Here is a 26582-nt window from a genome sequence, read left to right on the forward strand (position 1 = left end):
CTTTTTAGTTCATATACTTGTTGAAGTGTCAAGACCTCTACCTACTGGTTTCTCTGAAATCCCTTCTCTATCTTGTTTGTACCTTTGTTAAGAAAGATGTGACTAATGGATAGCCGCAGGCGGGGAGGGGAGCCGGAGCCGCAGGCGATGGCGGGGTGAGGTTCCTTTGTCAAACGGGATTATGAGTAATCAACCAGACACCAGATCACAGCGATCGCACTTAGAAAATGGGGGAATTTGCCTTACTTGCGATCGCGATCACTCTAAAACCTCAGTAATTTCACAGACTTCCTGTGGAATGGATCGCTTTACACAATCTTTAAAAAGGCGATATTTAGAGTGTAGAGTTCACGCCCCAAAAACAATGTCCCCAGTAAATCTTCTCCCCGGTGCCATTTCTGAAATTCTCGCCAGCGTTGCTGAAACTGGTGTTCTTACTTTAGCTGACCGCTATGGACTGATGGCAGCTGCCCTAGATGAGTCCTTAGATGAAGAAGATAGAAGCTCTCTCAATAGATTGCTCCGTGCAGTGCTAAAAGGACGAGTTCAGGTAGTATAGCAACTCTCCATAGCAGCATAATATCGAATTTGTTTACTGTGCTTCGCTGTCGGAACAATGGGCGTTGAACCAAAAGCAGCGATCGCACTTGCAGACAAAAACTCAAACACTCATTAACTTTTCCCCATCTTCACCTATCTCTGTCAGCTCTAGGACTAAAAAACTCTTTGCAAGATACCTGCACCACATCTTCAAAACCTAGACTTTCAAGATAAGTTATCCACCCTTCTACACTTGGGTCTATTTCCAAAGTTCCTAATATAAGTGCCACTTCTGCAATTTCTGGCACAACCCAAATTTTATAACAACGAGGCTGTTGTGCATCCAACGAAAATTCAACTGCTAACCAGTCAGGGATAGGATTTTCTTTTGGTTCAACCTTCGCTCTAAAGCAGAATGTCATATAGCAATCCTATTTGAGTTATCGCCAGCCCTTCAGATCCCCGGTTTCTCTAATTATTTAGGACTGCTATAGCAATCCTAATTTATTAAATTATTTCTTTTCTCTTCCTCTGTGTTCTGGAGCGCCTCGGCGGTTCGTTTAAAAAACTAGAGACGATTTAGTATTTCTACTAACCCAGAAATTCGTGGATGTTATCAGCTAAATTTTGCTGCAATTTACAGTCGGTGCTAGGAATTGGGGTTAAATAAAAACGTCGTCCTGATACAAGCCTGAGACTAAGCCTGTAAAAATGAATCCATATTAAGTTAGATTTTTCTACTTGAACGCTAGTAATGTTGTCCAATGAATAGCTAATTATTTTGGTTCCCAGCCAACCTTTTTGTTTAAAAGTTACCCGATTAATATTTTTATCGAATAGGCAAGTTTTAACCGGACTCCCAAATATCATAAAGTTGGCGCAAGCAATGCAAAACAACCCAAAAAAATCAACAGGTGGGTTGGACGATAGAAAAATAAAAAGTCCGACGACAGCTGTAAAACCGCTCAATATCCAAACCCCGACTGGGCGTTCTCGCAAAGTGAGTAATGTAAAAGTTTGCTGAACCACTTTCATAACATTACTAATAATGACGATTAACTCTACACCCTAGCTTGCTCGCGGTTCTCTGCTGACGCAAGTCTTACATGAAAGTAGCGGCTTTTTTAAGGGTGCATTAAATTAAGTATAATTCCTACTATAGCAATTCTAATGATTCGTGAACTTCTGTAGGGACACGGCAGTGCTGTGTCCCTACACCAGGGCGAATACTCGTATGGAAAATTCTTGCCTGATATTTTTTAGTCTTTAATTTATTATGAGCATCAAGGCACAAAAGCTAACACCGATACAGGTGTGCCAGAACCACCTTTTAACCGTAAAATTCCAATTACTAATGTGGTGCCAGTAGGCGGTAATTGATGGAGATTTGTCAAGTTTTCTAGGACAATTCTAGGTTTTTCTAGTACAAGTTTATTACTCGTAAAAGCTTCGTCAACTCCTGGATCTACTCCGTGAGTATCAATTCCAATGCCAGCGATCGCACGTTTTTCTAGCAAGAATCGGGTTGCTTCTGCGCCAAACCCTGGAAAATGAAATTTACCAGGCTCAACTTGATTAAAAAAGGCTCCAATATCGCCCCATTTTTCTTGCCAACCTGTATACAACAGTACAACGCTACCATTTTGTATGCAGTGGTGTTGCTCCTCCCAGTTGAGGAAATCATCTATTGTTAAAGCATAGTCAGGATTCTCAGTAGTTTTGTGGCGAATATCGATTACAATAGCTGGCACAACCAAGGACTCGGATGGATAACTATCAATCCCCATTCCATCTGGATAAAAGCTATTCGGCGCATTGATATGAGTGCCACTATGTTCGCCCATCGAAAATCGTCGTAGATAGTAACCATCTTTTTCTAATTCGGCTACTGACTCAAATTCAACGGGCGGATCTTTTTGCCATATGGGAATCTTTGGGTCAATTACATGACTGAGGTCTACAATTTTTGTGTAGGTGATGCTTTTGAGATTGGGTGAATTTGATGTCATACTATTATTTTTGATTTTGAAAAGCGCGATCGCGTATTTGCGCCGCTTCCCTAATCGAATTCAATCAGCATTTCTATCGTACTCAGGCGAAAGCCGCAAGCAGAAAATAATCGCCTCGCCGCATCGTTAACAGCAGTAGTATCGAGGCGAATTTGTTTGACTCCCATCCTGTTAAAGTGTTCAATAGTCTGCATCACCATCTGGCGCGCAATTCCGGCGTGACGATATTCCTCCTCAACCCAGAGGTCATGAATAAAAGCGTATTCCTGTAAACGATAAATTGGGATTTCCTGTTCTACTGTCGCCACGAGGAATGCTCCCAGTTGTCCTGGTTCAGCCTCAGCCACTAGGAAGATGTTGCGATCGCTAGTCGCCATCCTACTCAACCAGTTCTTATAACGCAACTCTGGATTAGGCAAAAATCCATATTTTGCTGAGTCCCACTTTTCGTGCAACGCACAAATCTTGGCAACCATTGGTAGAACAGCTGGTACATCAGCAGGTGTAGCAGAACGGATAAGCATATCTCTATCGTTTGATGCTGAACCTATATACTTACTTATCCGTAGCATAGAAATGGAATGACTGGCAAAGTGCGATCGCTCTGGCATGGTGACGCTACACGAAACCAGACTGCCTAGACTCTATACCTCTTGAATTTTATTTGCCTGGTATTTTTGACAGCTTATGACCCCTGAAAATTCCTCCAATCCCTTTCTCAACCTCAATTACGATTCGGCGCTAGAAGCTTTAGGCGACGATTTTTTTGATGAAGTCGCAGCCGCAGAATTTCCTAAACATATTCTGCGCTTCCGCAATGACGAATTATTCCCAAAACTGGGACTAAAGCCAGAAGAAGTAACGGACGAAGATTTTATCGAAGCTTTTGGTAAATTTCAAGGAAGAAAACCTTTTTTGGCTTTGCGTTACCACGGTTATCAATTTGGCGAATACAATTCTCGTTTAGGAGATGGTAGAGGATTTCTCTACGGTCAAGTGCGAGGAACAGATGGAGAACTTTACGATTTTGGAACTAAAGGTTCTGGTACTACTCCCTACTCTAGAGGTGGCGATGGTAGGTTAACGCTAAAAGGTGGAGTAAGAGAAGTTTTAGCCTCAGAAGCACTTCACTATCTAGGCGTTTATACTTCTCGCTGTCTGTCAATGATTGAAACTGGAGACGCGCTTTGGCGAGGCGATGAACCTTCTCCAACTCGGTCTTCTGTGATGGTTCGTTTTAGTCGTTCTCATATCCGTTTTGGGACGTTTGAAAGGTTGCATAATTTCGGCCGAAACGATTTAATTCAACAGCTTTTAGATCATGTAATTGTGCAATATTATCCCCACCTCAAAGATAAGCAAGACCGCTATGCACTTTTTTACGCAGAGTTAGTGCAACGAGTGGCGAGACTTGTTGCCCAATGGATGTCTGTGGGTTTCTGTCATGCTGTTTTGAACACAGATAATATGTCAATTACTGGGGAAAGTTTCGACTATGGCCCCTTCGCTTTTATTGACACGTATAACCCGCAATTTACTGCGGCATACTTTGATTATTACGGGCGTTACAGTTACGGCAATCAGCCGGGAATTTGCAAGTTGAATTTAGAAATGCTTCAAGACCCACTTTCAGCCGTGATTCGGGTTGAAGATATGCAAGTTATTTTAAAGGAGTTTGACGAGCATTATTACCAGACTTACAATGAGCGAATGCTGAATAAGTTGGGTTTTGCAAATATTGCTCAGCCGGAAGCTGAAGAATTGCTGATGTCAACTCTGACATTGCTGCAAAAAACTCAAGTTGGTTATCACACTTTCTTTTCAGAACTGACAGAACAGTTTAACCGCAATTGGCGCGACGATGCGGCAAATATTCTGAAATCAGATAGCTTTTTAAATTTAAGTGAGGCGGCAGGATTATTAGAAGCTTGGCGAAATTTATATCTGCAAACTTTGCTTAGCTTACCAGAAAGCGAGATGGATAATATGCTTGAGCGGTTGCAGCGTCATAATCCAAAAACTGTGTTACTCAGACCAGAAATAGAGGCAGTTTGGGAGAAAATTGATCAAGAAGATAATTGGGAACCTTTTTATCAATTGATTTCGCGGCTACGGTTTCATCAGGATGGGGCGTAATACTCGTAATCGTTCCCAGGCGGTCGCCTGGGAACGATTATAAATCACTTATTCTTCCTCATGTGGTCGTTCAGTAGCAGCCGCATTTTCTGGCGCTTCATCAAGTCTTGTTGAATCGCTGGCTTCATTAATAACACCCTGGGGAGCTGGTGTAGATTCATCAGCAGCAGCATTAATCAAACCGTCAGCATTTGTGTTGGTTTTTGCTGAAGCACCTTTATGGCTGGCATGACCGCTAGGCATAACTATGTCCTCAATTATGTTAACTGTACACTCCAGCTTAAACTTATTTGTTGTCAGGAATACCCTACCTTGAGGCTTAAATTCCACCTATAAACTATCAGAAATATTGTGTATTTAATTTGTATATAGCTACACTTAGGGAGATGTGTCAGTTATCTGTTACTTTTGACAACTGACAAAAAATGATTAATTGATATTTTCAATTAGATGGGCTACAACTTATCAGGAATTTTGCAAATTAACCTCAAAAGTTTGACCTCCCACCGTCACGCGATCGCCTGCTACTAACTGCCGTCCCCGTCTGGTTTCCAGCGTGCCGTTGACTAAAACTTCACCATCTTGAATCCTTAGCTTGGCTTCGCCGCCAGTCATCACTACACCTGTAAACTTCAAAAACTGATCCAGCTTAATTGTGTTGTCGCTTTTCGTCATATTTGGCGATGAATGGCATACTGCTTACTACCATCTAATTTTAGTTGTAGAAAGGCAACTTATGCAGCATCAGGATTAAGCTGAGTCATTTTCCAGGTACTATAAGTGCCAATCGGACTCCAAACCAAATAAGGAATTAGTAGTGCCGCCGCCGAACTAGAAATCGGTAATACAGAGAGTGTCAACAGAATAGCTACAACTAATCCAGCACCTCCGATAATTGTACCGACACTGAGATTTCTCAGTCTCAGAGTAGCTGGAATGTAAGTCACTGTAACTACTTCTAGTAACAGATAGGTTGCCATTAATAACCAAGTTTTGAGACTTCCTGGGTCTTTATCCCAGATAATAGAAGCACTTATGGCTCCGCTTAAGAAAATGAGATTCCAGATTACGGGAATTGCTGGCTCAAAAACTACTAACCACTTTGGTAAGCGTAGGTGGGTTGCCCACTTAACATCGCGCGGTTTAATAAAAAAACTACCAAAGGCAACTAAAAAGGTGATACCTACAATAACCATCCACGATTTAATCATTTTTTTAACCTTTATTTGTGATAAATCAACCTGAAAACAACCCTTGGCGAGGGTTATAAAGCCATGTTGTCAAGTTTAAAAATAAATTTAATCAGTCTTTAGTGCGAAAGCAGGGATAAAGTAGATTCGCAAGTCCGGGTTTTGTAAGATGGGAAGCGATCGCTATAATAAATCCACCCCTAAACCAACATCCGCAATCAGCGATCGCTCAAAATCAAGGCGGCTTCATGCTAATATCATGGGCAAGGAAGCGTTTTTGTCATCTACCCTTAAGGTAGAGATAGTCCGAATTTAAACAGCAAATATCGTCTCATGTCTAAATTTCCGGAAAAACCATTTCAACAAAACAGCTTCGCCTCACTCAGCGCCCAAAGTGCAGATGACCATCAATCAGAGAGATTGTACGCCCAAAGACAGGCAGATTTAGCTATTCGCTTCAATAAACAGTATCAGAGTGCAGCCTTTGAATTGCCCGAAGAAGTTGAAGCAATGCCAATTTTTCAAGAGTGGGTAGCAGGTACTCTTACCCAAAAAATCACTTCTCCATTCTGGGAAATTGCCCAACCTCAAAAAAATCAACGCTGTTTAGATATTGGCTGTGGCGTTAGCTTTTTAATCTATCCTTGGCGGGATTGGGGAGCATATTTTTATGGTCAAGAAATTAGCACCGTGGCCCGCGATGCACTCAATTCTCGCGGTTCCCAGTTAAACTCGAAGCTGTTCAAAGGTGTTGAGTTGGGTTCAGCCCAGCAGTTAAAATACGAAAATGATTTTTTTGACTTAGCGATCGCAACCGGATGGAGTTGTTATTTTCCCCTCGATTACTGGGAAATCGCGATGAACGAAGTCAAGCGAGTGCTGAAACCCGGCGGTATATTTGTTTTTGACATTCTCAACCAAGAAAGTCCCTTATCGGAAGATTGGGCGGTTCTGGAAACCTATTTAGGTGCAGAGGTGTTTCTCTCGCCTATCGCAGAGTGGGAAAAAATCATTAAAGCGACCGGAGCAAAAATTGTCAAGCGGAAATCCGGCGAGTTATTTGAATTGTACAAAGTTCAATTTTGAACCCAGAAAAATAGTCTAGCTGACAACTGCCCAAGCGTAGGTAATGATTCCCAAAAGTGCTACACCAACAATGATTTCAGGTTGCTGTGACCACTTGGCGCGAAAGCTATTCACAAAATAGGTCAATGCTTGTTTGCGCGATCGCCCTAATTCGGTCATCAGCAATTTTACTTTAGCATCCACCTCCTGAATAGAAACTTCCCCTTTTTTATAGGCAGCTTCCAACTCATCTAATTTCCGCCAATAGTCTTTGGTATCTTCTAAAAGATCAGGTATCATAAATCGCCCCGCCTGTCTAGCGTTATTAACTTATGTAAATAATCTAACGCGGCTATCTGGGCGGTTGTGTCTGTAAATGGATAGAACCATCGTCTATAGATGGGTAGAACTACCACGATTGAAAAAACTCACAGTCCCGCAAATTGGCGAAGCCCATCAACAGCCGATATTTTTACTGATTCCGGTATCAAGGTAAACTCTTAAGTTGCACCATATTGTCCGGAGAAAAGACCTTGGGCATAGAACTACGCAGTTACGTATTTCTAGACAGCTTGCAGCCACAGCACGCAGCTTACATCGGTACGGTGGCGCTAGGCTTCTTGCCATTGCCAGGAGATGCGTCGCTGTGGATTGAAATCTCGCCAGGGATCGAAATCAACCGGATTACCGATGTCGCCCTAAAATCCGCCTCTGTACGTCCAGGGGTGCAGGTTGTTGAGCGACTTTATGGACTTCTAGAAATTCATTCCAGCACACAAGGCGAGACGCGGGCAGCTGGGAGAGCAATTTTAGACGCACTGGGAGTCAAAAGAGACGAATGTCTCAAACCGCGAGTCGTTTCCAGCCAAATTATCCGAAACATAGACGCGCACCAAACACAACTAATCAATCGCACCCGACGCGGACAGCTGCTACTAGCAGGACAAACACTTTATGTATTAGAAGTAGAACCAGCCGCTTATGCAGCACTAGCGGCGAACGAAGCGGAGAAAGCCGCCGCGATTAACATCCTTGAGGTTAATGCTGTCGGAAGCTTCGGCCGCCTCTACCTGGGTGGAAAAGAACAAGATATTTTAGCGGGTGCTGGTGGGGCGCTGGCGGCGATTGAAAACGTGCTTGGGAGGCAAAATCCTGCCGCTATGCGTAAGGAATAATTTTTTGGATTTATATAAAACCACTCTGTTCTAGATTACCCAACAAAAATTACCAACCCAAACAGATATGTCTATACAGCATCTTGCCCTACTTAAAGAAGGTGCAGTCAAATGGATTGAGTGGAGAAGGCAAAACCCAGAGATAGAACCAGACCTCAGCGAAGCGAATCTCAGAGGCGCTAACCTCAGAGGTGCAAGTTTGGGAGGAGCAAACCTCAGAAAAGCCGATCTCTGCAAAGCTAAACTGATCACCGCGAACCTTAGCCATGCGAATCTGGCTCATGCGAACCTTCAAGAAGCCCAACTCATGGACGCAAACCTTCAAGAAGCCGATTTCAGCATTGCGAACCTAAGCGGAGCCAACCTCAGAGATGCCGATCTGGGTAACGCTAACCTGATCGGCGCTGACCTAAGAATGGTTAACCTAAAAGGAGCTAACCTCAGCAATGCAAACTTGATCGGCGCTGACCTCAGAGAAGCTAACCTCAGCGGTGCTGATCTGGGCGGAGCAAAACTGGGAAGGTCGAATCTGTGCGAGGCTAACCTGATCGCAGCTAACCTGATTGAAGCTGACCTCACAGGCGCTAACCTCTACAATGCTGAACTCCTGGGGGCTTACCTTTACAAGGCTAACCTTCACAAAGCTAACTTAAGTGAAGCGCACCTTAGTAAAGCTTACGTTTTCCGAGCCAACTTGAGCGAAGCTGACTTTTACGCAGCTGATTTGAGATGGGCTAACCTGGTGCGGACTACGCTGGCTGGTGCTAACCTCAGCAAAGCCAATCTCAGAGGAGCTAATCTTACAGCAGCTGACCTCACAGGCGCTAATCTCACAGGCGCTAACCTCACAGGCGCTAATCTCCAAAGGGCAATTTTGCCTAATGGGACAACCTAAATTGGTTGTAAACCGTAGACAGACCGGAGAGCCTATCTAAGCTAGAAACGCGATAATAATATATGGCAATTCAAGGGTTGGGTGCGATATATCTGTAGGAACATGGCAATGTCCCTATCAAGGTCGCCCGAAGGTTTCAATTGCGATATATTCTACCCAACTGAGAAACGTTATATAGCAGTCCTATGTGATTCTGATTCGTAAAAAAACGAACTGCTCCAGGCGCAGAGGGCGCTCCAGAGATAAAAGAGAGAGGTTTACAACCTATTTAGGATTGCTATATCGCGGCTTGAGCAATCTGTGTTTGAGGTATTTATCTATATGAATTCAGTCAATAAGCCCTTTGATTCAAATTTGATTCTGCAATGGGTCAATTTGATTGCTGTCCTCGCTGCTTTCGGTATCAATGTATATGCCAATGTTTCTCCGCCTAATGGATTAACAATTGGCGACGTTTCCAATACTTTCTTTAGCAATGTGCAAATTATACCCGCCAATTATGCTTTTGCAATTTGGGGTCTGATTTATTTGGGGTTAATTAGCTTTGGCGTATATCAGGTACTTCCTAACCAACGGCAAAATCCTCTGCTGCGGCGGATTGGCTATCTTCTAGCAGTAGCTAGTATTGCTCAAATTGTCTGGGTGTTTCTTTTTGTATATCAATTTTTTGCGCTTTCGGTGGTAGCGATGCTTTTTATTTTGCTACCTCTGATTGGAATTTATCTGCGGTTGGGAATTGGTAGGGAAAGAGTATCGCGCAAAGAGTTGTGGTTGGTTCATACTCCTTTGAGTATTTATCTAGGTTGGATTAGCGTGGCGACGATTGTCAATGTGGCGAGTACACTTTACAGTTTAGGCTGGAATGGTTGGGGTATCAGTCCCCAAGTGTGGACAGTAATTATGCTGCTAGTGGGGGGAGCGATCGCTGCTACTATTGCTAAAACGCGATCTGACATTGCCTTTCCCCTGGTAATCATCTGGGCTTATTTAGCGATCGCAATACGTCAAGCTAATCAACCACTAATTGCTGCAACAGCGGTAGGATTAGCTTTAGCCTTGGGGTTGTTAGTTTTGTTAAGAGGGATGCGCCGCTTATAATCAGCGCAATATTAGTCCCGTTTTTAAGGATGGTTCTAATCTGTAAAGTTGAACCAAAACGTAAAATCAGCGATGTTGCAATATGTTACTCAAAAAGTAGGAAACATCTAAAAGAAATTTTTCTTAAGCTAGTAGTGTGTGTTTCCGCATTTTGAAGTAGCTATGGATATTCTGTTAACTATTGCAATTGGTATCGGTTTGAGTGCGGCTTGCGGCTTTCGGATTTTTGTACCGCCGCTGGTAATGAGTATTGCTGCACTCTTTGGACATTTGCCACTTTCACAGAACTTTGAGTGGGTGGGAACTTATCCGGCGTTGGAGGCGTTTGCTGTAGCGACTTGCATTGAGATTGCGGCTTACTATATTCCGTGGGTGGATAATTTACTCGATACTGTTTCTACACCGACTGCGATCGCTGTGGGAACTTCCATCGTTGCAGCCTTAATTCCCAACACTGATCCTTTATTGCAGTGGACAATAGCGGTAATTGCTGGTGGCGGTTCGGCGGGACTTGTGCAAGCATTTACTGCAATGACTCGCTTATCTTCAACAGCGCTGACGGTGGGAATTGGCAATGCCGTTGTTTCCACAGTTGAAGCAGCTAGTTCGATTATTCTATCGATATTAGCAATTTTTGCGCCTATCGTGGCTGTGGGTTTGGTAGCAGCATTGTTAATTTTAATCGCCAGGAAAGGATGGCAAAGTTTAGCGATAAAAAGTTTGGTAAAAACGCCTAACGAGTAAACTTTAGGGCGAATAAAAAAAGCCTGCCTACGCTACGGCTGATGTTAAGCCCACGCAGGCGGGCTTATCTTGTGGGGCATCATCGACCCTTTAGGGTGCGGGCGTGTGGGGTGTATCTGCTATTTAACTGCCCCGTTGTTGCATCTCTTGGCGGCGCATAGGCATGGCATCAATTTGCTTAAAAATAATATCAGGTGCGACTGGAGATTTATCGCGGCGCTTTTGCGTACCATCCTTACCCACTAGGATGACACTAAATTCCTCAGAGCTAATATTAAATCGATTGCGGAGTTGAGCCGCCGCTGATTCATCAATAACTTGCTTTTGGATGCGGCTTTTACCTTCTTTTAACAACTCAATAACTAGCAAATCTCTGTCATTTAATCCCGCAGCTTGTCTCTGAAGTAGCTGCATTTGGCTTTGGTAAGCGGGGCTATTTTCTGTAGGGGCAAAAACCAATAATAGGCGATTTTTCCATTGATAGGAGCCAAGATTGAACATTGCTTTAGGTGGTTGTGCGCTGGCTACTTCTTTATAGGATTGTTCCGTATTTTTCAGATGCGGTAACAGGCTGGTAATTGCAGTTGCTGTCGAACCAGCCGATTGAAAAACTGGTTGCTCAATACGAGTTAAGGTCATAGTCGAGCAGCTAGAGGTGAGGTAAGCCAGCAGCCCCAGAACAAGCGATCGCATAATCATTTTAATACTATAGCCATCCGACGTGCTTTGTGATGTTGTAGACAGATACATTTTCATGCTAACTAATATCGCAATCTTCTTTGAGTTGTGAACGAGTATTCACCCTGGTGTAGGGACACGGCAATGCCGTGTCCCTACATAGGTTCACGAATCATTGAGGACTGCTATATCTGCTTTTTCTAACCCAATTCGGATTTTTATATAAATTCTACCAATCGAGATAACCTTGCTGATAAAGCATTCATGGCGTTGAAATAAATTTCTCTTTTTAAAGCTTAAACCCCTAAAACAGGTTGGAACATTTATTTGGGAATCGTGACGATGGCTTTAGTTATGAAGCCGTGTATACGCTTTCGCGGCTTGTGGCAGAGTACCTTAGTTCAAGGCGGAAGGGATGCAAGAAGTCTACTAACCGAGATGTATTGAGAGTAAACGCCCTAATGCACCGTTTTGGGCGATATTTTAACGGTTTTCCCAGCTTACTATTGACTTGAGAATTTTGTGGAATTGTGCAGACTAGCAGCGATCGCGTTTGTATAAGGATAACTGCTGTGAGTGAAAGGGATTTTTGCAATTGAAACCCAGTATTGGCAGAAGAAAGCGCTCTAAAAAAATAACAAAGGTCGCATGGAAACGTTTAGCTATTACCACCGGGGCCGGGTTACTGACAGTTTGGGCGTTAGTTTTCGCCTATGATACGTGGCGAATACGAGATAGTTGGTGTGTGAAGTTATTCTATCCAGATGGAACAACCAAAGAGTTTTATCAGGATGAATGTCAGCCATGAAAATTTGCGCGATCGCATCCTGTTAAGCTGCTCTATCTTTACCAATTACAACGCAAAATGAGATTACTATATCAAATCCGAGCTTTGTCTGCAACTCCCTATCAGCTGAGCTTTTATGGCTTATCGGGAAACCTTATAGTCAAAAGCAACTGTGCGATCGCGTACTTAGTTGTTCCAATTTTCTGACTGATTGGCAACAGCGCGATCTCACCCCTTGGAATGCAGCAGCAAAAAGCTATTCCACCTATTTTTATGGCATTTTACCTGGGAATAATGCCCTTTACACAGCATTCTTTGTATTCTATAGCACAAAATTCTTTTACATCCCGCCCTTTCTTTAGAAAGACTAGCAAGCCGCTCTAGTAAAGCCTAAGACCAGCGATAGTCTTTTTTAGGATTTAGATAAAATTCATCCTTCAGGGAGAAGGAAACGGCAGACTTATCAGGTAAATTTACATACAGTACCAAGCTGTTTTTAATAAATGCTTGGCAAGTTAAGACACGGTTTGCAAAGCGCTAGTTGGTGCTTTATTACGTTTGTTATTGCTGTTTCTGAAGAATGAAGGCTGCAAAAAATGCCATGTTTTACTTTCTGAATTAGCTTTTACCTTTCAAGGGTAAGACAATTTTGGAAGCCATATTTCGATTATATAACTATCCGAGGCTAGTTATGTCCCAACAGGAAAAAAAAGTGAACAATAGTGTTAGCAGTGTTGGAGCATGGGAAATAGAAAATTCTTCTAAAACTGCACCCGAATCGCCATCCCTAAATGCATCATCAAAGTTGAAGTTTGATTTTCCTAAATCTTCCTTTTCAGATACACCGGATCTGGTTTGCTTGTCGCATTTACGTTGGAATTTTGTCTATCAGCGACCTCAGCATCTCCTAAGCCGCTTTAGCAAGCAGCGACGTGTATTTTTTATCGAAGAGCCGATTTTTAGTGCCGATGCCGAGGGGCGAATTGATATTAGCATCGGTGAAGATGGAGTCTGCGTTGTAGTGCCACACCTGAGAGAAGGACTGAGTGAAGAAGCAGTAAAAACCACTCAACAGGTGATGTTAGATGATTTGTTTGATGCAGCGCAGATTAACGATTACATCCTCTGGTACTATACGCCGATGGCTATGGGGTTCTCGCGCCACTTAGAGCCGCAGGTTGTTGTCTATGACTGCATGGACGAGCTATCTGCATTTAAGGGAGCGCCACCTGCCCTAAAAGACTTGGAAGCTGAACTATTCAGCCGTGCAGACTTGGTATTTACAGGCGGACAAAGTATTTACGAGAGCAAGCGCAACCACCACCCGAACGTCTACGCATTTCCGAGTAGCATTGACAAAGCGCACTTTGCACAATGTCGAGACGTTGAACGCAACGCTACACAAGAACCAGCAGATCAAGTGGATATTCCCCACCCGCGTCTGGGATTCTTTGGGGTGATAGACGAGCGCATGGATATTGACTTGCTTGGTGGCATTGCCGAAGCGCGTCCTGACTGGCATTTAGTTATTATTGGCCCAGTTGTCAAAATAGATCCAGAAGTTTTGCCACGCCACCCCAATATTCATTATCTGGGTGGCAAATCTTATCAAGAGTTGCCTGCATATATTGCTGGATGGGATGTGGCATTGTTGCCTTTTGCTCATAACGAGTCAACACGCTTTATTAGTCCCACAAAAACCCCAGAATACCTCGCTGCTGGTAAACCAGTGGTGTCTACTTCCATCCGCGATGTGGTGCGTCCTTACGGGGATATGGGTTTGGTACAGATTGCAGACACAGTACCCGATTTTGTTGCCGCAGTTGAGACGGCGTTGAATCAATCTCAGGAATCTGAGTGGCTGAACAAGGTGGATGAGTTTTTAGCCGACAATTCTTGGGATTCTACTTGGGGAAGTATGATGCAGCTGGTGGAAGGTGTAATCAGCAACGCAAGTGCGTCTTCTAAAGAGGCCTTAACGCCGGATATGCAAAGCGTTTCCACAGGCTAAGAGAGTCAAGATGCTGCCGCGCGGGGATCAGGTTTGCATTCTCAGGGTGGGGTAGCCCACTTTACAAAGGCAAATTAAATCGCGGTATTTCTAGAGTTTGTTGCGTTTTGGTCAGATATAACTTTGAAAGTGCCTTTTCGAGTAAGTTGCACAAGGCTGAGTTTTCAAAGTTTGAGAGGTTGTTACTGTACGTAGCTGGTATTTTTTTATGCCAGCAAGATCACTAATCGAAATTCAAAAGGCGGAATAAAAAAATGTTTGATTATCTCATTGTTGGGGCCGGTTTTGCTGGAAGCGTTCTGGCTGAGAGGCTGGCGAGTCAGGCAGGAAAGAAGATTCTAATTGTAGACAAGCGATCGCATATTGGTGGCAACGCTTACGACCACTACAATGATGACGGCATTCTCGTACACAAGTATGGGCCCCACATCTTCCACACCAACTCCCGCCAAGTTTTCGAGTACCTTTCAAACTTCACCGAGTGGCGTTCTTACGAACATCGCGTACTAGCTAGTGTAGACGGTCAATTAGTTCCAATTCCCATTAACCTCGATACCGTAAATAAACTTTACGGACTAAATCTCACCTCGTTTCAACTTGAAGAGTTCTTTGCGTCGGTTGCGGAAAAGAAAGAATATATCCGCACTTCGGAGGATGTAGTTGTTAGCAAAGTCGGAAGGGAACTTTACGAAAAGTTCTTCCGCGGTTACACCCGCAAGCAATGGGATCTCGACCCCTCGGAACTTGACAAATCAGTTACAGCTCGCGTACCAACTCGCACCAACCGCGACGACCGATATTTTACCGATACTTATCAGGCGATGCCATTGCACGGCTATACCCGGATGTTCGAGAAAATGTTGTCTCACCCGAACATCAAGATCATGCTCAACACCGATTATCGGGAAATTCAGCAGATAATGCCGTATCGGGAGATGATTTACACCGGGCCAGTTGATGCTTACTTTGATTTCCGCTATGGCAAGCTTCCCTACCGTTCCCTAGAGTTCAAGCACGAAACCCTCAACCAGCCAAACCATCAACCAACGGGGACGGTAAACTATCCCAACGAGCAGCTATATACCCGGATAACAGAGTTTAAGTATCTGACGGGACAAGAGCATCCTAAAACTAGCCTTGTGTACGAGTACCCCCGCGCCGAGGGAGATCCTTACTACCCAGTACCGCGTCCAGAAAACGCTGAAGTTTACAAGAAATATAAGGAACTGGCTGATGCAACTCCTGGTGTGCATTTCGTGGGGCGGCTAGCGACTTACAAGTATTACAACATGGATCAAGTGGTCGCTCAAGCTCTTTCCATCCACGAAAAGATCAGCACAAAACTACCTTTAGAACTAGAACCAGTAGAAGGTAGAAGCGGCTATACCCAGAATGTTAGTCTCAACGAAATTGTTGAGCAACGCCCACAGGCGGAAACGGTGACAGCAAACGGTAATGGGAAAAGCAGTCATTAGTCATTAGTCATTAGTCATGGGTTATTAGTCATTGTTCTGTAGGGTGGGTGATGCCCACCTTACCTGTGACTAATGGTGGACATTACCTAATGTACCTGTGACGCGACAGCGAATTAATGAGGAGTGAAAAATGACAAAAGCATCATTAGATTGGCAAATAGGAATTAAGAATTCTGAATTAATTCAAGATTCAAAATTCAAAAATCAAAAATCAAAATTGGAGATGTGGGCGGGGCTAGAGTGTACCGTTAATCGCGTAGGCGATCGCTATTTCAACCAGATGGAGCGCAACGGTCACGGCACCCGGTTGGATGACCTGAACTTGTTTGCCGAACTCGGCGTGACTGCCATTCGCTACCCGGTGCTGTGGGAACTAACTGCCCCCGAAGGGCCAGATAAGGCAGATTGGTCGTGGGCGGATGAGCGACTGGGACGTTTGCAAGAACTAGGCATCACTCCGATTGTCGGCTTAGTTCACCACGGTAGCGGCCCGCGTCATACTAGCCTGATCGATCCATCCTTTGCGACTGGGCTGGCAGAGTTTGCCCACGCGGTTGCTGAGCGTTATCCTTGGGTGGAAAATTACACCCCTGTCAACGAGCCTTTGACTACGGCACGTTTTAGCGGATTATACGGTCACTGGTATCCTCACGGTCGGGATGCTTTAACTTTCATTCAAGCGTTGTTGACCCAGTGCCGCGCTGTTATTCTTTCGATGCAGGCGATTCGCCAAATTAACCCGGCTGCAAAGTTGGTGCAAACGGAAGACTTGTGTAAAGTTTTCAGTACGCCGAAGATGGCGTATCAGGCAGAGTTTGAAAATGAGCGTCGCTGGCTGAGTTTCGATCTGCTGTGCGGTCGCCTGAACCAAGCTCATCCGCTTTGGTCATATCTGCGTAAGCTGGTGGGAATTGATGAAGCTGATCTTGAGTGGTTTCTGGAAAATCCCTGTCCGCCGGACATAATGGGCATTAATCATTACTTGACAAGCGATCGCTTCCTTGATGAGCGCCTTGACCGTTATCCTAGTTGGACGCATGGAAGCAACGGGCGGGATCAATATGCAGATGTAGAAGCGGTGCGGGTTTGCACCGAAGGGATAGCGGGGCCGCGTACACTCATCAAAGAAGTATGGGAACGCTACGAAATAGCGATCGCAGTCACCGAAGTACACCACGGTTGTACCCGCGAAGAGCAGTTGCGTTGGCTTAAGGAAGTTTGGGATGCCGCAAACACTGTGCGTTCCGAAGGCATAGACTTGCGTGCCATCACTGCTTGGTCGCTGTTGGGTTCCTACGACTGGAATAGCCTGGTGACTAGGGATGAAGGACACTATGAGCCTGGGGTATTCGACTTGCGATCGCCTCACCCGCGTCCCACAGCAATTGCCCGAATGATCCGCGACTTGGCAAAAGGTGAGACATGCGAGCATCCGCTTCTCGATGTACCTGGTTGGTGGTGGCGATCCCAGCGACTTCTCTATCCTCCAGTAAGTTGCAATTCGGGACTGGGAACTGGCGAAGAAGGGTCTGGGTACTTAGGACTTGGGACTTGGGAAGATAAGAACACTTCCTCTTCACCAATTTCTAATTCCCAATTCCGAGAAAATCCACAATCCATAATCCAAAATCCACAATCCCTCCGTCCTCTTTTAATCTCAGGAGCAACCGGGACGCTAGGAAATGCTTTTGCTCGACTGTGCGACCTTCGGGGTATTCCATACCATCTCTTAACACGCAGAGAGATGGATATTGCTAACCCTGCCTCTGTTGATAGTGTATTAACAGAGTTGAAGCCTTGGGCAATTGTCAACGCCGCCGGATATGTTCGCGTAGATGATGCCGAACTAGAACCTGATGCTTGCCGACGCGAAAATGCCGACGGGCCAGCAGTTTTAGCCGAAAGTTGCGCTCGGCATGGAGTGCAACTGCTTACCTTCTCATCGGATCTTGTTTTCGATGGAGTTTCTACCTCTCCCTACGTTGAAAGTGATGCTGTTGCACCGCTTAACGTCTACGGACGCAGCAAAGCTGAAGCTGAGGTGCGTGTCTTACAAGCCCTGCCCTCAGCACTTGTAATCCGTACCAGCGCCTTCTTTGGGCCGTGGGACGAGTATAACTTTATCACCGTTGCCCTACGGACGCTCTCCGCTGGGAAGCCTTTCGTAGCAGTAGAGGATGAGGTTATCTCACCTACATACATTCCGGATCTTGTCAATACCAGCCTCGATCTTTTAATTGATGGCGAGTACGGCTTGTGGCACATCGCTAACTCAGGCGAGAGTTCCTGGGCTGATTTGGCAAGGTTTGCGGCTAGATGCGCTCGTCTCGATGCCAAGCAGGTTGAAGCTCGCCCCATGCAAGTCCAACTATTGGCACCGCGTCCAAAGTACAGCGTTCTGACTAGCGAAAGGGGTGTTTTGCTGCCATCTCTGGAGAATGCGATCGCTCGCTATTTCCAAGAGTGCAAGCTGCCACTTTTGGCATAACAAATGCACATAAATCTGTTGTCCTTTTTAACAACCATTTCAGCAAAATTTTTCCCCTTTCTTTTACTAATTGAGGCGTATCTATATGAGCATTCTTTCTAAAGTCGTTCAATCTCCTGATGTTTTGGATGGTTCTAAGGCTACCCAGTTTACCCGTGATATCGAAATCCTGATTAAGCAGGGAGTTAAAATTGTTCTACTCGACCTGAGAAATGTCACCTTTATGAGTAGTTCTGGCTTAATGGCTCTAGTTTCAGTTTTGAGAATGGCTAGGGCCTCTGGTTGCAAAGCTTTTATTCATTCAAGCAGCGATCAAGTCAGAATTATTTTGGAAATGACAGGTTTAGATCAAGTTGTTCAAATCCTTAATAACTCGGAAGATTTTAATAACTTAGAAGCCAAAGCAGTGTCTAATGTTCAACCTAAACTAGACACCTTACCAAGGTCAGTATCCTCTCGCAAGCTGAAGTCGGCTGGTTCCCAGGCACAGGCTGCTTCCGCACGATAAAGAGGTTTACTCGTTAAGAGTTTCTGACTGGGAATGCTATAAGTGAGGCGACGGTCGCCTCACTTAGTCTTTTTTTTAGGAATTTTTAGGTTGATAATCATAGCAAAACCCAACAACTCCCCCTCGGTTACTGGTTGTTGGGTTTTGTTTTTCAAACGCCACATCTCTCAAGAGTCCTAATAAAGCTAGTAGGGAGGTAGTCCACCCTAAGCTTATTAACTTCATCCTTCCGAGTCGCCTGATCGGGTGATGTTCTAAAGCTAAACGCGCCAATAATATAAGCTAAGCGATCGCGCTTATTTCAATATATCGGCTCTGCGAAGATTCCTAAGTTATGTAAACTACATTGCTTCGATAGATTTCTTGTAGTACGATGTTACAAGTTCGATTGGAAAATTCTTGAAAAGTATCAAAGGAGAAAGAAACATGAAGGATATTGTCGCCATTGAAACCAATAACCATCAAGACACAACACCGTAACCTCACAGATGTACGCGAATAATTTCCACAATTCCTCTGTGAGTGTAGCGGTCAGCATACGCACACCTAGAGGAAAATTAAATGAATTTAGAGGTATTAGGCTGGAATAGTTTTTTTGCCAAAAACTTCAATAGCTACTTCCAACAGGGATATACTGTTGGGCGAGTCGCTATAGAGCAGAAAAACACTTACCTTCTCTATACTGAGTTTGGACAAAGAGCAGAAGTCACGGGGAAAATGCGCCACCAAGCCGGAGGACGCGCAGACTTTCCGGCGGTAGGAGATTGGGTAGTAATTAGCCCTATCGACGGCGAGGAAAGAGCAATAATCCATGAGATTTTGCCGCGCAAAAGTAAATTTTCTCGGAAAACTGTAGGCGCAATTACAGATGAGCAAATCATTGGTACTAACATTGATACGGTATTTCTAGTTTCGGGATTGGATAGGGATTTCAATGTTAGAAGAATTGAACGCTATCTGATTTTAGTTTGGGAAAGTGGCGCTAATCCAGTCATCATTCTGAATAAAGCAGACTTGTGCGATCGAGTTGAGGAAAGACGAGTTGAAATAGAAGCGATCGCGCCCGGTGTAGAGATTATCATTCTGAGCGCGATCGCGCACCTTGGACTGGAAGCTTTAACCCCTTACCTTACCACTGGGCAAACTGTAGCCCTAATTGGTTCTTCTGGAGTGGGAAAATCCACGATTACGAATCAATTAGTAGGTGAAGACATTCAAGCTGTTCAATCAGTCCGCCTTGGAGATAGTCGCGGTCGTCACACCACAACACATCGAGAGTTAATCATCTTACCTTCTGGCGGTTTGCTGATAGATACTCCGGGAATGCGAGAAATACAAATATGGGCTGGAAATGAAGGTTTGCAGTCAACTTTTTCGGATATCGAAACTATAGCCAAGTTGTGTCGCTTCCGCGATTGTCAACATGAGAAAGAACCTGGATGTGCAGTGCAACAGGCGATTCTTGAGGGTACGCTTGATAAGCAACGTTTCCACAACTATCAAAAACTGGAACAAGAAGTTGCCTATTTGAGCCGCAAACAAGATAAAAAGGCGCAATTAGTCGAGAAAGAGAAATGGAAAAAAATCCATAAAGCTTTAAGGAAAAATCCCAAGCGTTAATCATTGCTACCCATTTCTCTTTCGATGCACTACGAATAAATACCTCACCCCTTCAAAAAGGGGGTATGAAGTATAGCATTACCAATAAACCTTAAAATTAGGGGTTTTTACTATGGATGTAAAATCACTTTTAGTAGCTGAAAATGTTAGCTACGAATTTGCTTCAGGGAGAACTTTATTCAAGGAAATCAAAGTTGGGATTTCTAAAGGCGATCGCATTGCTCTGGTTGGTGCTAATGGGGTAGGAAAGTCAACATTTTTAAAAATCTTGGCTGGTGAAATCCAAGCCAGCTCTGGTTCGGTGATTAGTCGCGCTGTTTATTACTTACCGCAAATTAGTACAATTAAACAGGAAATCAAAGAAAATACTGTTCTCAACTTTCTCAGTTCATTATCCGATGAATGGTGGGAAATCGGAGATATATTAGAGGCGACACTAGGCACCTCTATTGATATGTCTTTACCGATTGGAAGTTTAAGCGGTGGAGAAATAACTAAACTGTTTCTGGCGATTGGTTTATCTAAACAGCCAAGTCTCTTATTGCTGGATGAACCCACTAATCACATGGATTTTCTAGCTTTAGAGACTTTGAAGAATTTCTTAACAGACTTTACCGGAGCTTTCGTAATAGTCTCTCACAAACCTTTTTTCTTAGACCAAGTTGTGAATACAACCTGGGAATTAACTCAATCGGGACTGAAGGTTTACGGCGGTAACTATTGTGGCTATAAAGCACAAAAAGAGACAGAAATACAGGTTGCCTTAAGGACACATGAAGTAGCAAAAAAAGAGCTGCTACGTGTCAAAGATGCAGCCTTAGAGGAACAAAAACGTGCTGCACGCTCAAGAAAAGAAGGACGCTTACAAGCTCACGATAGAAGTATGGGAAGGGCAGAAAGAGGTTTCTTTTCTGAGTTAGCATCCGCTGCTGCTGGAAGCGCTTCAAAAAAACATGAAGCAACCGTGGCTAAAGCAATGCAAAAATTTGAAGCTTCTAAAATTAAGACAAATAAGGTTACTCTGGTAAGTTTGGAGGAAGGAAGTAGTAAAAAGGGGAGAAATCTCATTGATATTCAAGGTGCGGAACTCAAAATTGGAAACCAACTTCTCCTCAAAAATATACAGCTTCATATTTCATCGGGAGAGCGGGTTACTGTTTCCGGAGCTAATGGTTCGGGTAAGTCAAGTTTGGTGAAAGCAATTCTGGGTATTAGAAATCAGAGTTCCCAACTTTTTCTTGAGGCAGGCGAAGTTTTAGTTTCAAAAGATATGCAAATCGTATATCTCGACCAGAATTATGAGTTAGTAGATAGGGAAATGACAGTTTTAGAAAATATGCGAAAAGCTAATTCAAGTCTTGCCTATCAACTTTTACGGCAACAGTTAGGACATTTTTTGTTTTTCAATGATGAAGTCAATAAAAAGGCTAATTTGTTAAGTGGAGGTGAGTTAGCGAGATTAGCATTGGCTATGATAAGTATTTCATCAATTGATTTACTGGTTTTGGATGAACCGACGAACAATCTGGATTTAGAAACAGTTGCTCAGATTGTCGAAGCGTTATCGGAGTTTCAGGGGGCAATTTGTGTTATTTCCCATGACATCGATTTCTTGAGTAAGATTCAGATAACCAAAGCCTGGAGAATTAAAAATAAAACTTTGCAAGCTACAGCTTTTCTTCCCAATCAGCAAGAGCAATATTATCAAGAAATCATTGGTGATTTGTAAGATTAATTCTTCTTATTTGGGAAAAATTGGATTGCATCCCAGTAAAAGCACCTGGCGATTAGAAATGGCGGCTATAGAAACTAAGTCCGCCTGCGCGGACTCAATGCACCAACCAGATTTGATGATTTAAGCTTTATGCTGCATTTGGGCGTAAGCAGCATAAACTCCCTGAACGTTATACCAGTTAAGGAAAATTCTGGAAATTTCTAAAGCTAATTGGGGATTACCTCGGTCAATTAACCATTGTAGAAAGGGTGCCATTGTCTGCTCGTTAAGCCTACCACCAAGAGAAAGTAATCCCCAGAGGATGCGGTGCAGCAAAGTCATTTGAATCATCATTCGCACGTCCCAAGAAGGGTGTTTTTGATAAAACAAAACTCCCATGCGTCCCCGTTCAATTTCTCTGCCAATCATGCCCTGAATTTGTTCTAAGGCAAAGGGTGGATGCCAGTGATAACCGACAGCTTCGGGGCATTTAATCAGTTTTAACCCTAGTTGTTTGAGCCTAACACCTAGTTCTAAATCTTCCCAGCCGTAGAGTTGAAAGCGGGTGTCGAAAAGTCCGGCTTTTTCCAACCAATGCTTTGCGATCGCTACATTTCCGGTAGCAAAGTAAGCGGCTGAAAAATCCGTGATTTTGTAAGGTTCAGAAGTCGGATTCTCAAAGTTATTGGTATTGATCACCCAACCATAGGTAAAGATGCGATCGCTTCCTAACTTCTGCTGTCCCTGCACCAAAGCATTAGCGTGTGAGGCGAGAAAATGTTCAGTGACAACCAAATCGCTATCAATAAAAATGATAGTGTCACCTTGAGCCTGTTCTACTCCCAGATTACGGGCGGCGGCTGGCCCTTTGTGGTCTTGCGAGTGCGATCGCACATGAGGAAACTCAGCAGCGTGCGATTCTAGCCACTCCAGCGTCCCATCCGTCGAACCATCATCCACCAGCACAACTTCGTAGCCTGTAACGCGACTATAAGCGCCCAACTGCTGAGATTCTAGCGCTCTCAAGCACTTTTCCAAAATAGGTTTGCGATTGTAAGTTGGAATGACAACGCTAAAAAACACCGTTTCCCCTGGAATACAACTGTTTACAGTATCCCTCAAAGAAGAGGTAAGCCCATAATTGAATATGAATCTGTGATATTACTGACAAGAATGGACAAAGATTAGTTGCATAATAAGAACTCGTTGTTTTGCGGGATTGAGAGATAAATGGGTCGTGCTACTAAAGTGGTGCTGGCATATTCAGGTGGAGTCGATACCTCCGTCTGTATCCCATACCTTAAAGAGGAGTGGGGAGTACAAGAAGTGATTACCCTGGCGGCGGATCTAGGACAGGGAGATGAACTAGATCCAATCCGGGAAAAAGCCTTAAAATCGGGTGCGAGTGAATCGCTAGTAATTGATGTAGTCGAGAGATTCGTCAAAGATTATGGATTTCCGGCAATTCAGGCGAATGCACTTTACGAAAATCGCTATCCCTTAGCGACTGCTTTGGCCCGTCCGTTGATTGCGAAAATATTAGTAGAAGCTGCCGAAAAATACGGTGCAGATGCGATCGCGCACGGTTGCACTGGCAAAGGTAACGATCAGGTGCGCTTTGATGTGTCGATTGGCGCACTTAATCCCAACCTCAAAATCTTAGCACCAGCCAGGGAATGGGGCATGAGCCGCGAGGAAACAATTGCCTACGGCGAACGCTTCGGGATTCCATCGCCAGTGAAAAAGTCTTCGCCTTACAGCCTTGACCGCAATTTGCTAGGCTTAGCAATTGAGGCTGGCCCTCTGGAAGATCCGTGGACGGAACCGCCGGAAGAAGTTTTTGCGCTCACCAAAGCGATCGCGGATACACCCAACGAGCCAGAATATGTTGAGATTGGCTTCGAGAAAGGCTTACCTACCACCCTTAACGGCGAAAACCTCTCGCCAGTGGCTCTAATTACTAAACTCAACGAGCTAGCTGGAAACCACGGTGTCGGACGCATCGACATGATCGAAAACCGTCTTGTGGGTATCAAATCGCGGGAAGTCTACGAATCTCCCGCAATGCTGGTATTAATCCACGCGCACCGCGACTTAGAAAGCTTGACTCTGACCGCAGATGTCACCCGCTACAAGCGAGGCATTGAAGAAACTTACAGTCAGTTAGTCTATAACGGTCTGTGGTATAGTCCGCTAAAAGCCGCTCTGGATGCCTTCATTCAACAAACACAAGAGCGGGTGACAGGAACAGTGCGGATTAAACTCTTTAAAGGCAACGCGATGATTGTGGGACGCAACTCTGACAATTCTCTCTACAGCCATGACTTAGCTACCTACGGCGCTGAAGATCAGTTTGACCACAAGGCAGCTGAAGGCTTTATCTACGTTTGGGGATTGCCTACTCGCGTTTGGTCGCAGAAAGCGGATTAAAGTCTCTTCCAGTCTCGCACTGGAACTATCTATCGGCTCGTGCCGAAGTTCCTTAAGGAAGGACTTTGAAACTGAAAGTAAGGAATCACTAGAGGTAGAGCCTCTTGAATGCGTTCCCAGTCTGAGACTGGGAACGCGGATATTTTAACTTTTTTCAATTTCGCGTTTAGCTTCGCGTGCCTCTAACCAGAGGGGGACGACAATCCAGGCAATTACCGCCAGCAAAGCTACTATGCCAAATTGTGCTACCCACAAAACTAATTTTTCTAGGGGAATGATTCGCCCTGCGAAAAATGATAAAGTTACCATCACCGATGCCCACGCCGTTGCCCCAGCAATGTTATACATCATGAATTTGAGAAAGGGCATTTCGGCAACTCCAGCTAGGGGACTGGCAACAATCCGTAGCAGCGCTAAGAAACGACCGAGAAATACGGTTTTCCCGGCGTTTTCGCTAAACTGATTTTTAAATTCGGCGAGTTTCTCTTCGCGGATGCGGAAGATTCGCCCTACACTCACCAGTAAAGGCCAGCCGCCATATCTGCCAATCCAGTAGCCACAGGTACCGCCTACGACTGCACCAGCGATCGCGCTACCTAGCACAAACCAGTAATTCAGTTCTTTACTACCTGCCAAAAACCCCCCAGCTAGAGTAATCGTTTCACCGGGTAGGGGAATTCCCAGGTTTTCAATCAAAATTCCCAAAAAAACTGCCCAATAACCGTATTGGTGAGCAATTTCTTGGACGTTTTCCAGCGATACAAAATCGAAGGACATTTAAGGTAACTTAATAAAGCTTCATCTATTAACTCATATTGACGCGATTCCGGGATAAGTGTCAATCAAAAAAACGACTTATCCCTATAGGCGTTGCTTTCAGCCTGAAATTTTTGTAATTCTCTATACAAAGCGCTTTTACATCTGGCATACTCAACATAAAGCTGGATTGCTATGCCCAAATCGTCTGGTCTGCTGCCACCGCGACCGTTTGATTCTAGATACTGGCAAAGCTTTGAGAGTTTGGTTGCACCAAGGGCAGCACTGCTTGACTTGAAGCTGTTAGCTTGATGCTCTAATGCTGCCATATCTCCTTTTGCTACAGCGATCGCGATCGCTCGCAGCTTTTTGGGAGCCTCCTCGACAAAAATATCAACTATACCCATCATAAATTCTAAAGCGCTTTCGCCTAATGACTCTCGCCATTTTTGCAACACTTTAGTATCAAGCGCTTCTCCATACTCGTTGTCTGAATCTGAGCGATCCCAGTCCATCTGGCAGTTACACGGGTCTTGTGCCAGGTTCTCAATAGTTTTTACGATTATGTCAGAGCGCATATTACTTTAATAATTCGCTGTAGTTTAGCTCTTAGTTCCAAACTACAGCGAATCCCGGTATAAATCGTCCGTTATTTCACCTAAAGCATTTCCGTAAATTGGGGTGGATTGGGTATAAATCTAAAGATTATTTTAATTAGTTATGTAATATAGAATACAGATCACAGAATTTTCACTGAAAACATTCACCAAGTTCAACGCAACTTTATAAAACAGTGCGATCGCCTACTGTTGATCTGGGCGAAATTACTGAAAATCAAGAACCCAGCAGTTATGCCGGGTTCTGTAGAGGACAGGCAATTTTTGACAAAGCCTTGTCAACAGCTAGGCACGATTCACCGTTAAAGAGCCGCTGTGTTGTTATCAGCTTATTTCAGGTTGGCACTAGCTCACCAGGACGCAACTTCGCCCATTTGCCAGTTTCCTGTTTAAAGCTGAGACAACCCACAACATCCCATTCCATTTCAATATAATCGTCCATTGAACGGATATTGACGTTAATTGTGGGTTCAGTAGCCTCAAAATCAGGTGTTTCAGTCAGGTGAGGCACCTGATGCTGCGTTTCTACGGCATTGTAGGTAGTGCAGCGATCTACGTAATGGCAGTTAATACAAATACACATGGTGCAGCCTCCGAAGGCTTTTCTGATAATCTAGCGCAGACAACACTTGATATTAATTACCTT

27 protein-coding genes and 1 pseudogene are annotated in these 26582 nt (G+C 44.2%); 15 read left to right on the plus strand and 13 right to left on the minus strand.

Going from position 1 to position 26582, the window contains the following annotated elements:
• The first annotated feature begins 364 nt into the window (after positions 1-364).
• Positions 365-559 carry a hypothetical protein gene (locus H6F74_RS30830; protein WP_190435215.1) on the plus strand — a complete coding sequence of 65 codons (195 nt, stop codon included), beginning with the start codon at positions 365-367 and terminating at the stop codon, positions 557-559.
• Positions 560-689: 130 nt separating this feature from the next.
• Here the strand turns inward: H6F74_RS30830 and H6F74_RS01200 are convergent, their stop codons facing one another.
• The 4 genes from H6F74_RS01200 to H6F74_RS01215 all read right to left on the minus strand — a co-directional run bounded on the left by H6F74_RS01200 (position 690) and on the right by H6F74_RS01215 (position 3160).
• Complete coding sequence (locus H6F74_RS01200; protein ID WP_190435071.1) at positions 690-962, minus strand: hypothetical protein; 273 nt, start codon at positions 960-962, stop codon at positions 690-692.
• A 169-nt stretch (positions 963-1131) separates the two neighbouring features.
• Positions 1132-1575, minus strand: a complete 444-nt coding sequence (locus tag H6F74_RS01205) for a hypothetical protein (protein WP_190435074.1) — start codon at positions 1573-1575, stop codon at positions 1132-1134.
• 248 nt (positions 1576-1823) lie between these two features.
• On the minus strand, positions 1824-2549 hold the full coding sequence (locus H6F74_RS01210; RefSeq protein WP_190435078.1) for a cyclase family protein: 726 nt from the start codon (positions 2547-2549) through the stop codon (positions 1824-1826).
• Positions 2550-2599: 50 nt separating this feature from the next.
• Positions 2600-3160: a GNAT family N-acetyltransferase gene (locus tag H6F74_RS01215; protein ID WP_242021751.1), complete on the minus strand. Its 561-nt coding sequence runs from the start codon at positions 3158-3160 to the stop codon at positions 2600-2602.
• A gap of 76 nt (positions 3161-3236) precedes the next feature.
• On the opposite strand from H6F74_RS01215, the gene H6F74_RS01220 reads away from it, so the two are divergent.
• Positions 3237-4685 (plus strand): YdiU family protein, encoded by a 1449-nt coding sequence (locus tag H6F74_RS01220; RefSeq protein ID WP_190435081.1) that lies wholly within the window; start codon positions 3237-3239, stop codon positions 4683-4685.
• Between the two features lie 48 nt (positions 4686-4733).
• On the opposite strand, the gene H6F74_RS01225 is transcribed toward H6F74_RS01220, so the two are convergent.
• The 3 genes from H6F74_RS01225 to H6F74_RS01235 form a co-directional block, all read right to left on the minus strand.
• A complete protein-coding gene (locus H6F74_RS01225; protein WP_190435084.1) occupies positions 4734-4928 on the minus strand; it encodes a hypothetical protein in 195 nt (64 codons plus the stop codon).
• 222 nt (positions 4929-5150) lie between these two features.
• Positions 5151-5360 (minus strand): RNA-binding S4 domain-containing protein, encoded by a 210-nt coding sequence (locus tag H6F74_RS01230; RefSeq protein WP_190435087.1) that lies wholly within the window; start codon positions 5358-5360, stop codon positions 5151-5153.
• Between the two features lie 59 nt (positions 5361-5419).
• A complete protein-coding gene (locus tag H6F74_RS01235; protein WP_190435090.1) occupies positions 5420-5896 on the minus strand; it encodes a TspO/MBR family protein in 477 nt (158 codons plus the stop codon).
• A 312-nt stretch (positions 5897-6208) separates the two neighbouring features.
• Here H6F74_RS01235 and H6F74_RS01240 point away from each other — a divergent pair, with 312 nt between their 5' ends.
• A complete protein-coding gene (locus H6F74_RS01240) occupies positions 6209-6961 on the plus strand; it encodes a class I SAM-dependent methyltransferase (protein ID WP_190418799.1) in 753 nt (250 codons plus the stop codon).
• 15 nt (positions 6962-6976) lie between these two features.
• Here the strand turns inward: H6F74_RS01240 and H6F74_RS01245 are convergent, their stop codons facing one another.
• Entirely contained in the window at positions 6977-7240 is a 264-nt protein-coding gene (locus tag H6F74_RS01245) for a hypothetical protein (RefSeq protein ID WP_199300740.1), read from the minus strand.
• A 233-nt stretch (positions 7241-7473) separates the two neighbouring features.
• Between H6F74_RS01245 and H6F74_RS01250 the strand changes: the two genes are divergently transcribed.
• From H6F74_RS01250 to H6F74_RS01265, 4 genes are all read left to right on the plus strand, one after another.
• On the plus strand, positions 7474-8115 hold the full coding sequence (locus H6F74_RS01250) for a hypothetical protein (protein ID WP_190435093.1): 642 nt from the start codon (positions 7474-7476) through the stop codon (positions 8113-8115).
• Between the two features lie 67 nt (positions 8116-8182).
• On the plus strand, positions 8183-9010 hold the full coding sequence (locus tag H6F74_RS01255; protein WP_190435096.1) for a pentapeptide repeat-containing protein: 828 nt from the start codon (positions 8183-8185) through the stop codon (positions 9008-9010).
• A 321-nt stretch (positions 9011-9331) separates the two neighbouring features.
• Positions 9332-10108: a tryptophan-rich sensory protein gene (locus H6F74_RS01260; RefSeq protein WP_190435099.1), complete on the plus strand. Its 777-nt coding sequence runs from the start codon at positions 9332-9334 to the stop codon at positions 10106-10108.
• Between the two features lie 162 nt (positions 10109-10270).
• On the plus strand, positions 10271-10852 hold the full coding sequence (locus tag H6F74_RS01265; protein ID WP_190435101.1) for a DUF4126 domain-containing protein: 582 nt from the start codon (positions 10271-10273) through the stop codon (positions 10850-10852).
• Between the two features lie 123 nt (positions 10853-10975).
• Here the strand turns inward: H6F74_RS01265 and H6F74_RS01270 are convergent, their stop codons facing one another.
• On the minus strand, positions 10976-11608 hold the full coding sequence (locus H6F74_RS01270; RefSeq protein ID WP_199300741.1) for a DUF4174 domain-containing protein: 633 nt from the start codon (positions 11606-11608) through the stop codon (positions 10976-10978).
• Positions 11609-12119: 511 nt separating this feature from the next.
• On the opposite strand from H6F74_RS01270, the gene H6F74_RS01275 reads away from it, so the two are divergent.
• From H6F74_RS01275 to abc-f, 7 genes and pseudogenes are all read left to right on the plus strand, one after another.
• Complete coding sequence (locus tag H6F74_RS01275; protein WP_190435104.1) at positions 12120-12338, plus strand: hypothetical protein; 219 nt, start codon at positions 12120-12122, stop codon at positions 12336-12338.
• A gap of 670 nt (positions 12339-13008) precedes the next feature.
• A pseudogene (locus H6F74_RS30835) lies at positions 13009-14265 on the plus strand (glycosyltransferase family 1 protein); the annotation flags it as partial.
• Positions 14266-14582: 317 nt separating this feature from the next.
• The gene (gene glf / locus H6F74_RS01285) at positions 14583-15803 is read left to right on the plus strand and encodes a UDP-galactopyranose mutase (protein WP_190418729.1); all 1221 of its coding nucleotides are present in this window, start codon (positions 14583-14585) and stop codon (positions 15801-15803) included.
• A gap of 223 nt (positions 15804-16026) precedes the next feature.
• Positions 16027-18291, plus strand: coding sequence for a family 1 glycosylhydrolase (locus H6F74_RS01290; protein WP_347269468.1), 2265 nt, complete (start codon positions 16027-16029; stop codon positions 18289-18291).
• Positions 18292-18376: 85 nt separating this feature from the next.
• Positions 18377-18799 (plus strand): STAS domain-containing protein, encoded by a 423-nt coding sequence (locus H6F74_RS01295; protein ID WP_190435110.1) that lies wholly within the window; start codon positions 18377-18379, stop codon positions 18797-18799.
• A 561-nt stretch (positions 18800-19360) separates the two neighbouring features.
• The gene (rsgA, locus tag H6F74_RS01300) at positions 19361-20419 is read left to right on the plus strand and encodes a ribosome small subunit-dependent GTPase A (protein WP_190435113.1); all 1059 of its coding nucleotides are present in this window, start codon (positions 19361-19363) and stop codon (positions 20417-20419) included.
• A 112-nt stretch (positions 20420-20531) separates the two neighbouring features.
• Positions 20532-22148: a ribosomal protection-like ABC-F family protein gene (abc-f, locus tag H6F74_RS01305; RefSeq protein ID WP_190435116.1), complete on the plus strand. Its 1617-nt coding sequence runs from the start codon at positions 20532-20534 to the stop codon at positions 22146-22148.
• A 126-nt stretch (positions 22149-22274) separates the two neighbouring features.
• Here the strand turns inward: abc-f and H6F74_RS01310 are convergent, their stop codons facing one another.
• Positions 22275-23216, minus strand: coding sequence for a glycosyltransferase (locus tag H6F74_RS01310; RefSeq protein ID WP_190435120.1), 942 nt, complete (start codon positions 23214-23216; stop codon positions 22275-22277).
• 147 nt (positions 23217-23363) lie between these two features.
• Between H6F74_RS01310 and H6F74_RS01315 the strand changes: the two genes are divergently transcribed.
• Positions 23364-24563: an argininosuccinate synthase gene (locus H6F74_RS01315; RefSeq protein WP_190435122.1), complete on the plus strand. Its 1200-nt coding sequence runs from the start codon at positions 23364-23366 to the stop codon at positions 24561-24563.
• 144 nt (positions 24564-24707) lie between these two features.
• Here H6F74_RS01315 and H6F74_RS01320 read toward each other — a convergent pair whose 3' ends face one another.
• The 3 genes from H6F74_RS01320 to H6F74_RS01330 all read right to left on the minus strand — a co-directional run bounded on the left by H6F74_RS01320 (position 24708) and on the right by H6F74_RS01330 (position 26519).
• The gene (locus H6F74_RS01320; RefSeq protein WP_190418722.1) at positions 24708-25340 is read right to left on the minus strand and encodes a DedA family protein; all 633 of its coding nucleotides are present in this window, start codon (positions 25338-25340) and stop codon (positions 24708-24710) included.
• A 65-nt stretch (positions 25341-25405) separates the two neighbouring features.
• Positions 25406-25897 carry an Hpt domain-containing protein gene (locus H6F74_RS01325; RefSeq protein ID WP_190435125.1) on the minus strand — a complete coding sequence of 164 codons (492 nt, stop codon included), beginning with the start codon at positions 25895-25897 and terminating at the stop codon, positions 25406-25408.
• Between the two features lie 373 nt (positions 25898-26270).
• The gene (locus H6F74_RS01330; RefSeq protein ID WP_190435128.1) at positions 26271-26519 is read right to left on the minus strand and encodes a Ycf34 family protein; all 249 of its coding nucleotides are present in this window, start codon (positions 26517-26519) and stop codon (positions 26271-26273) included.
• Positions 26520-26582 lie beyond the last annotated feature (63 nt).

The organism is Trichocoleus sp. FACHB-90, from assembly GCF_014695505.1.
In the GTDB taxonomy this organism is placed as follows: Bacteria; Cyanobacteriota; Cyanobacteriia; order Cyanobacteriales; family FACHB-T130; genus Funiculus; species Funiculus sociatus.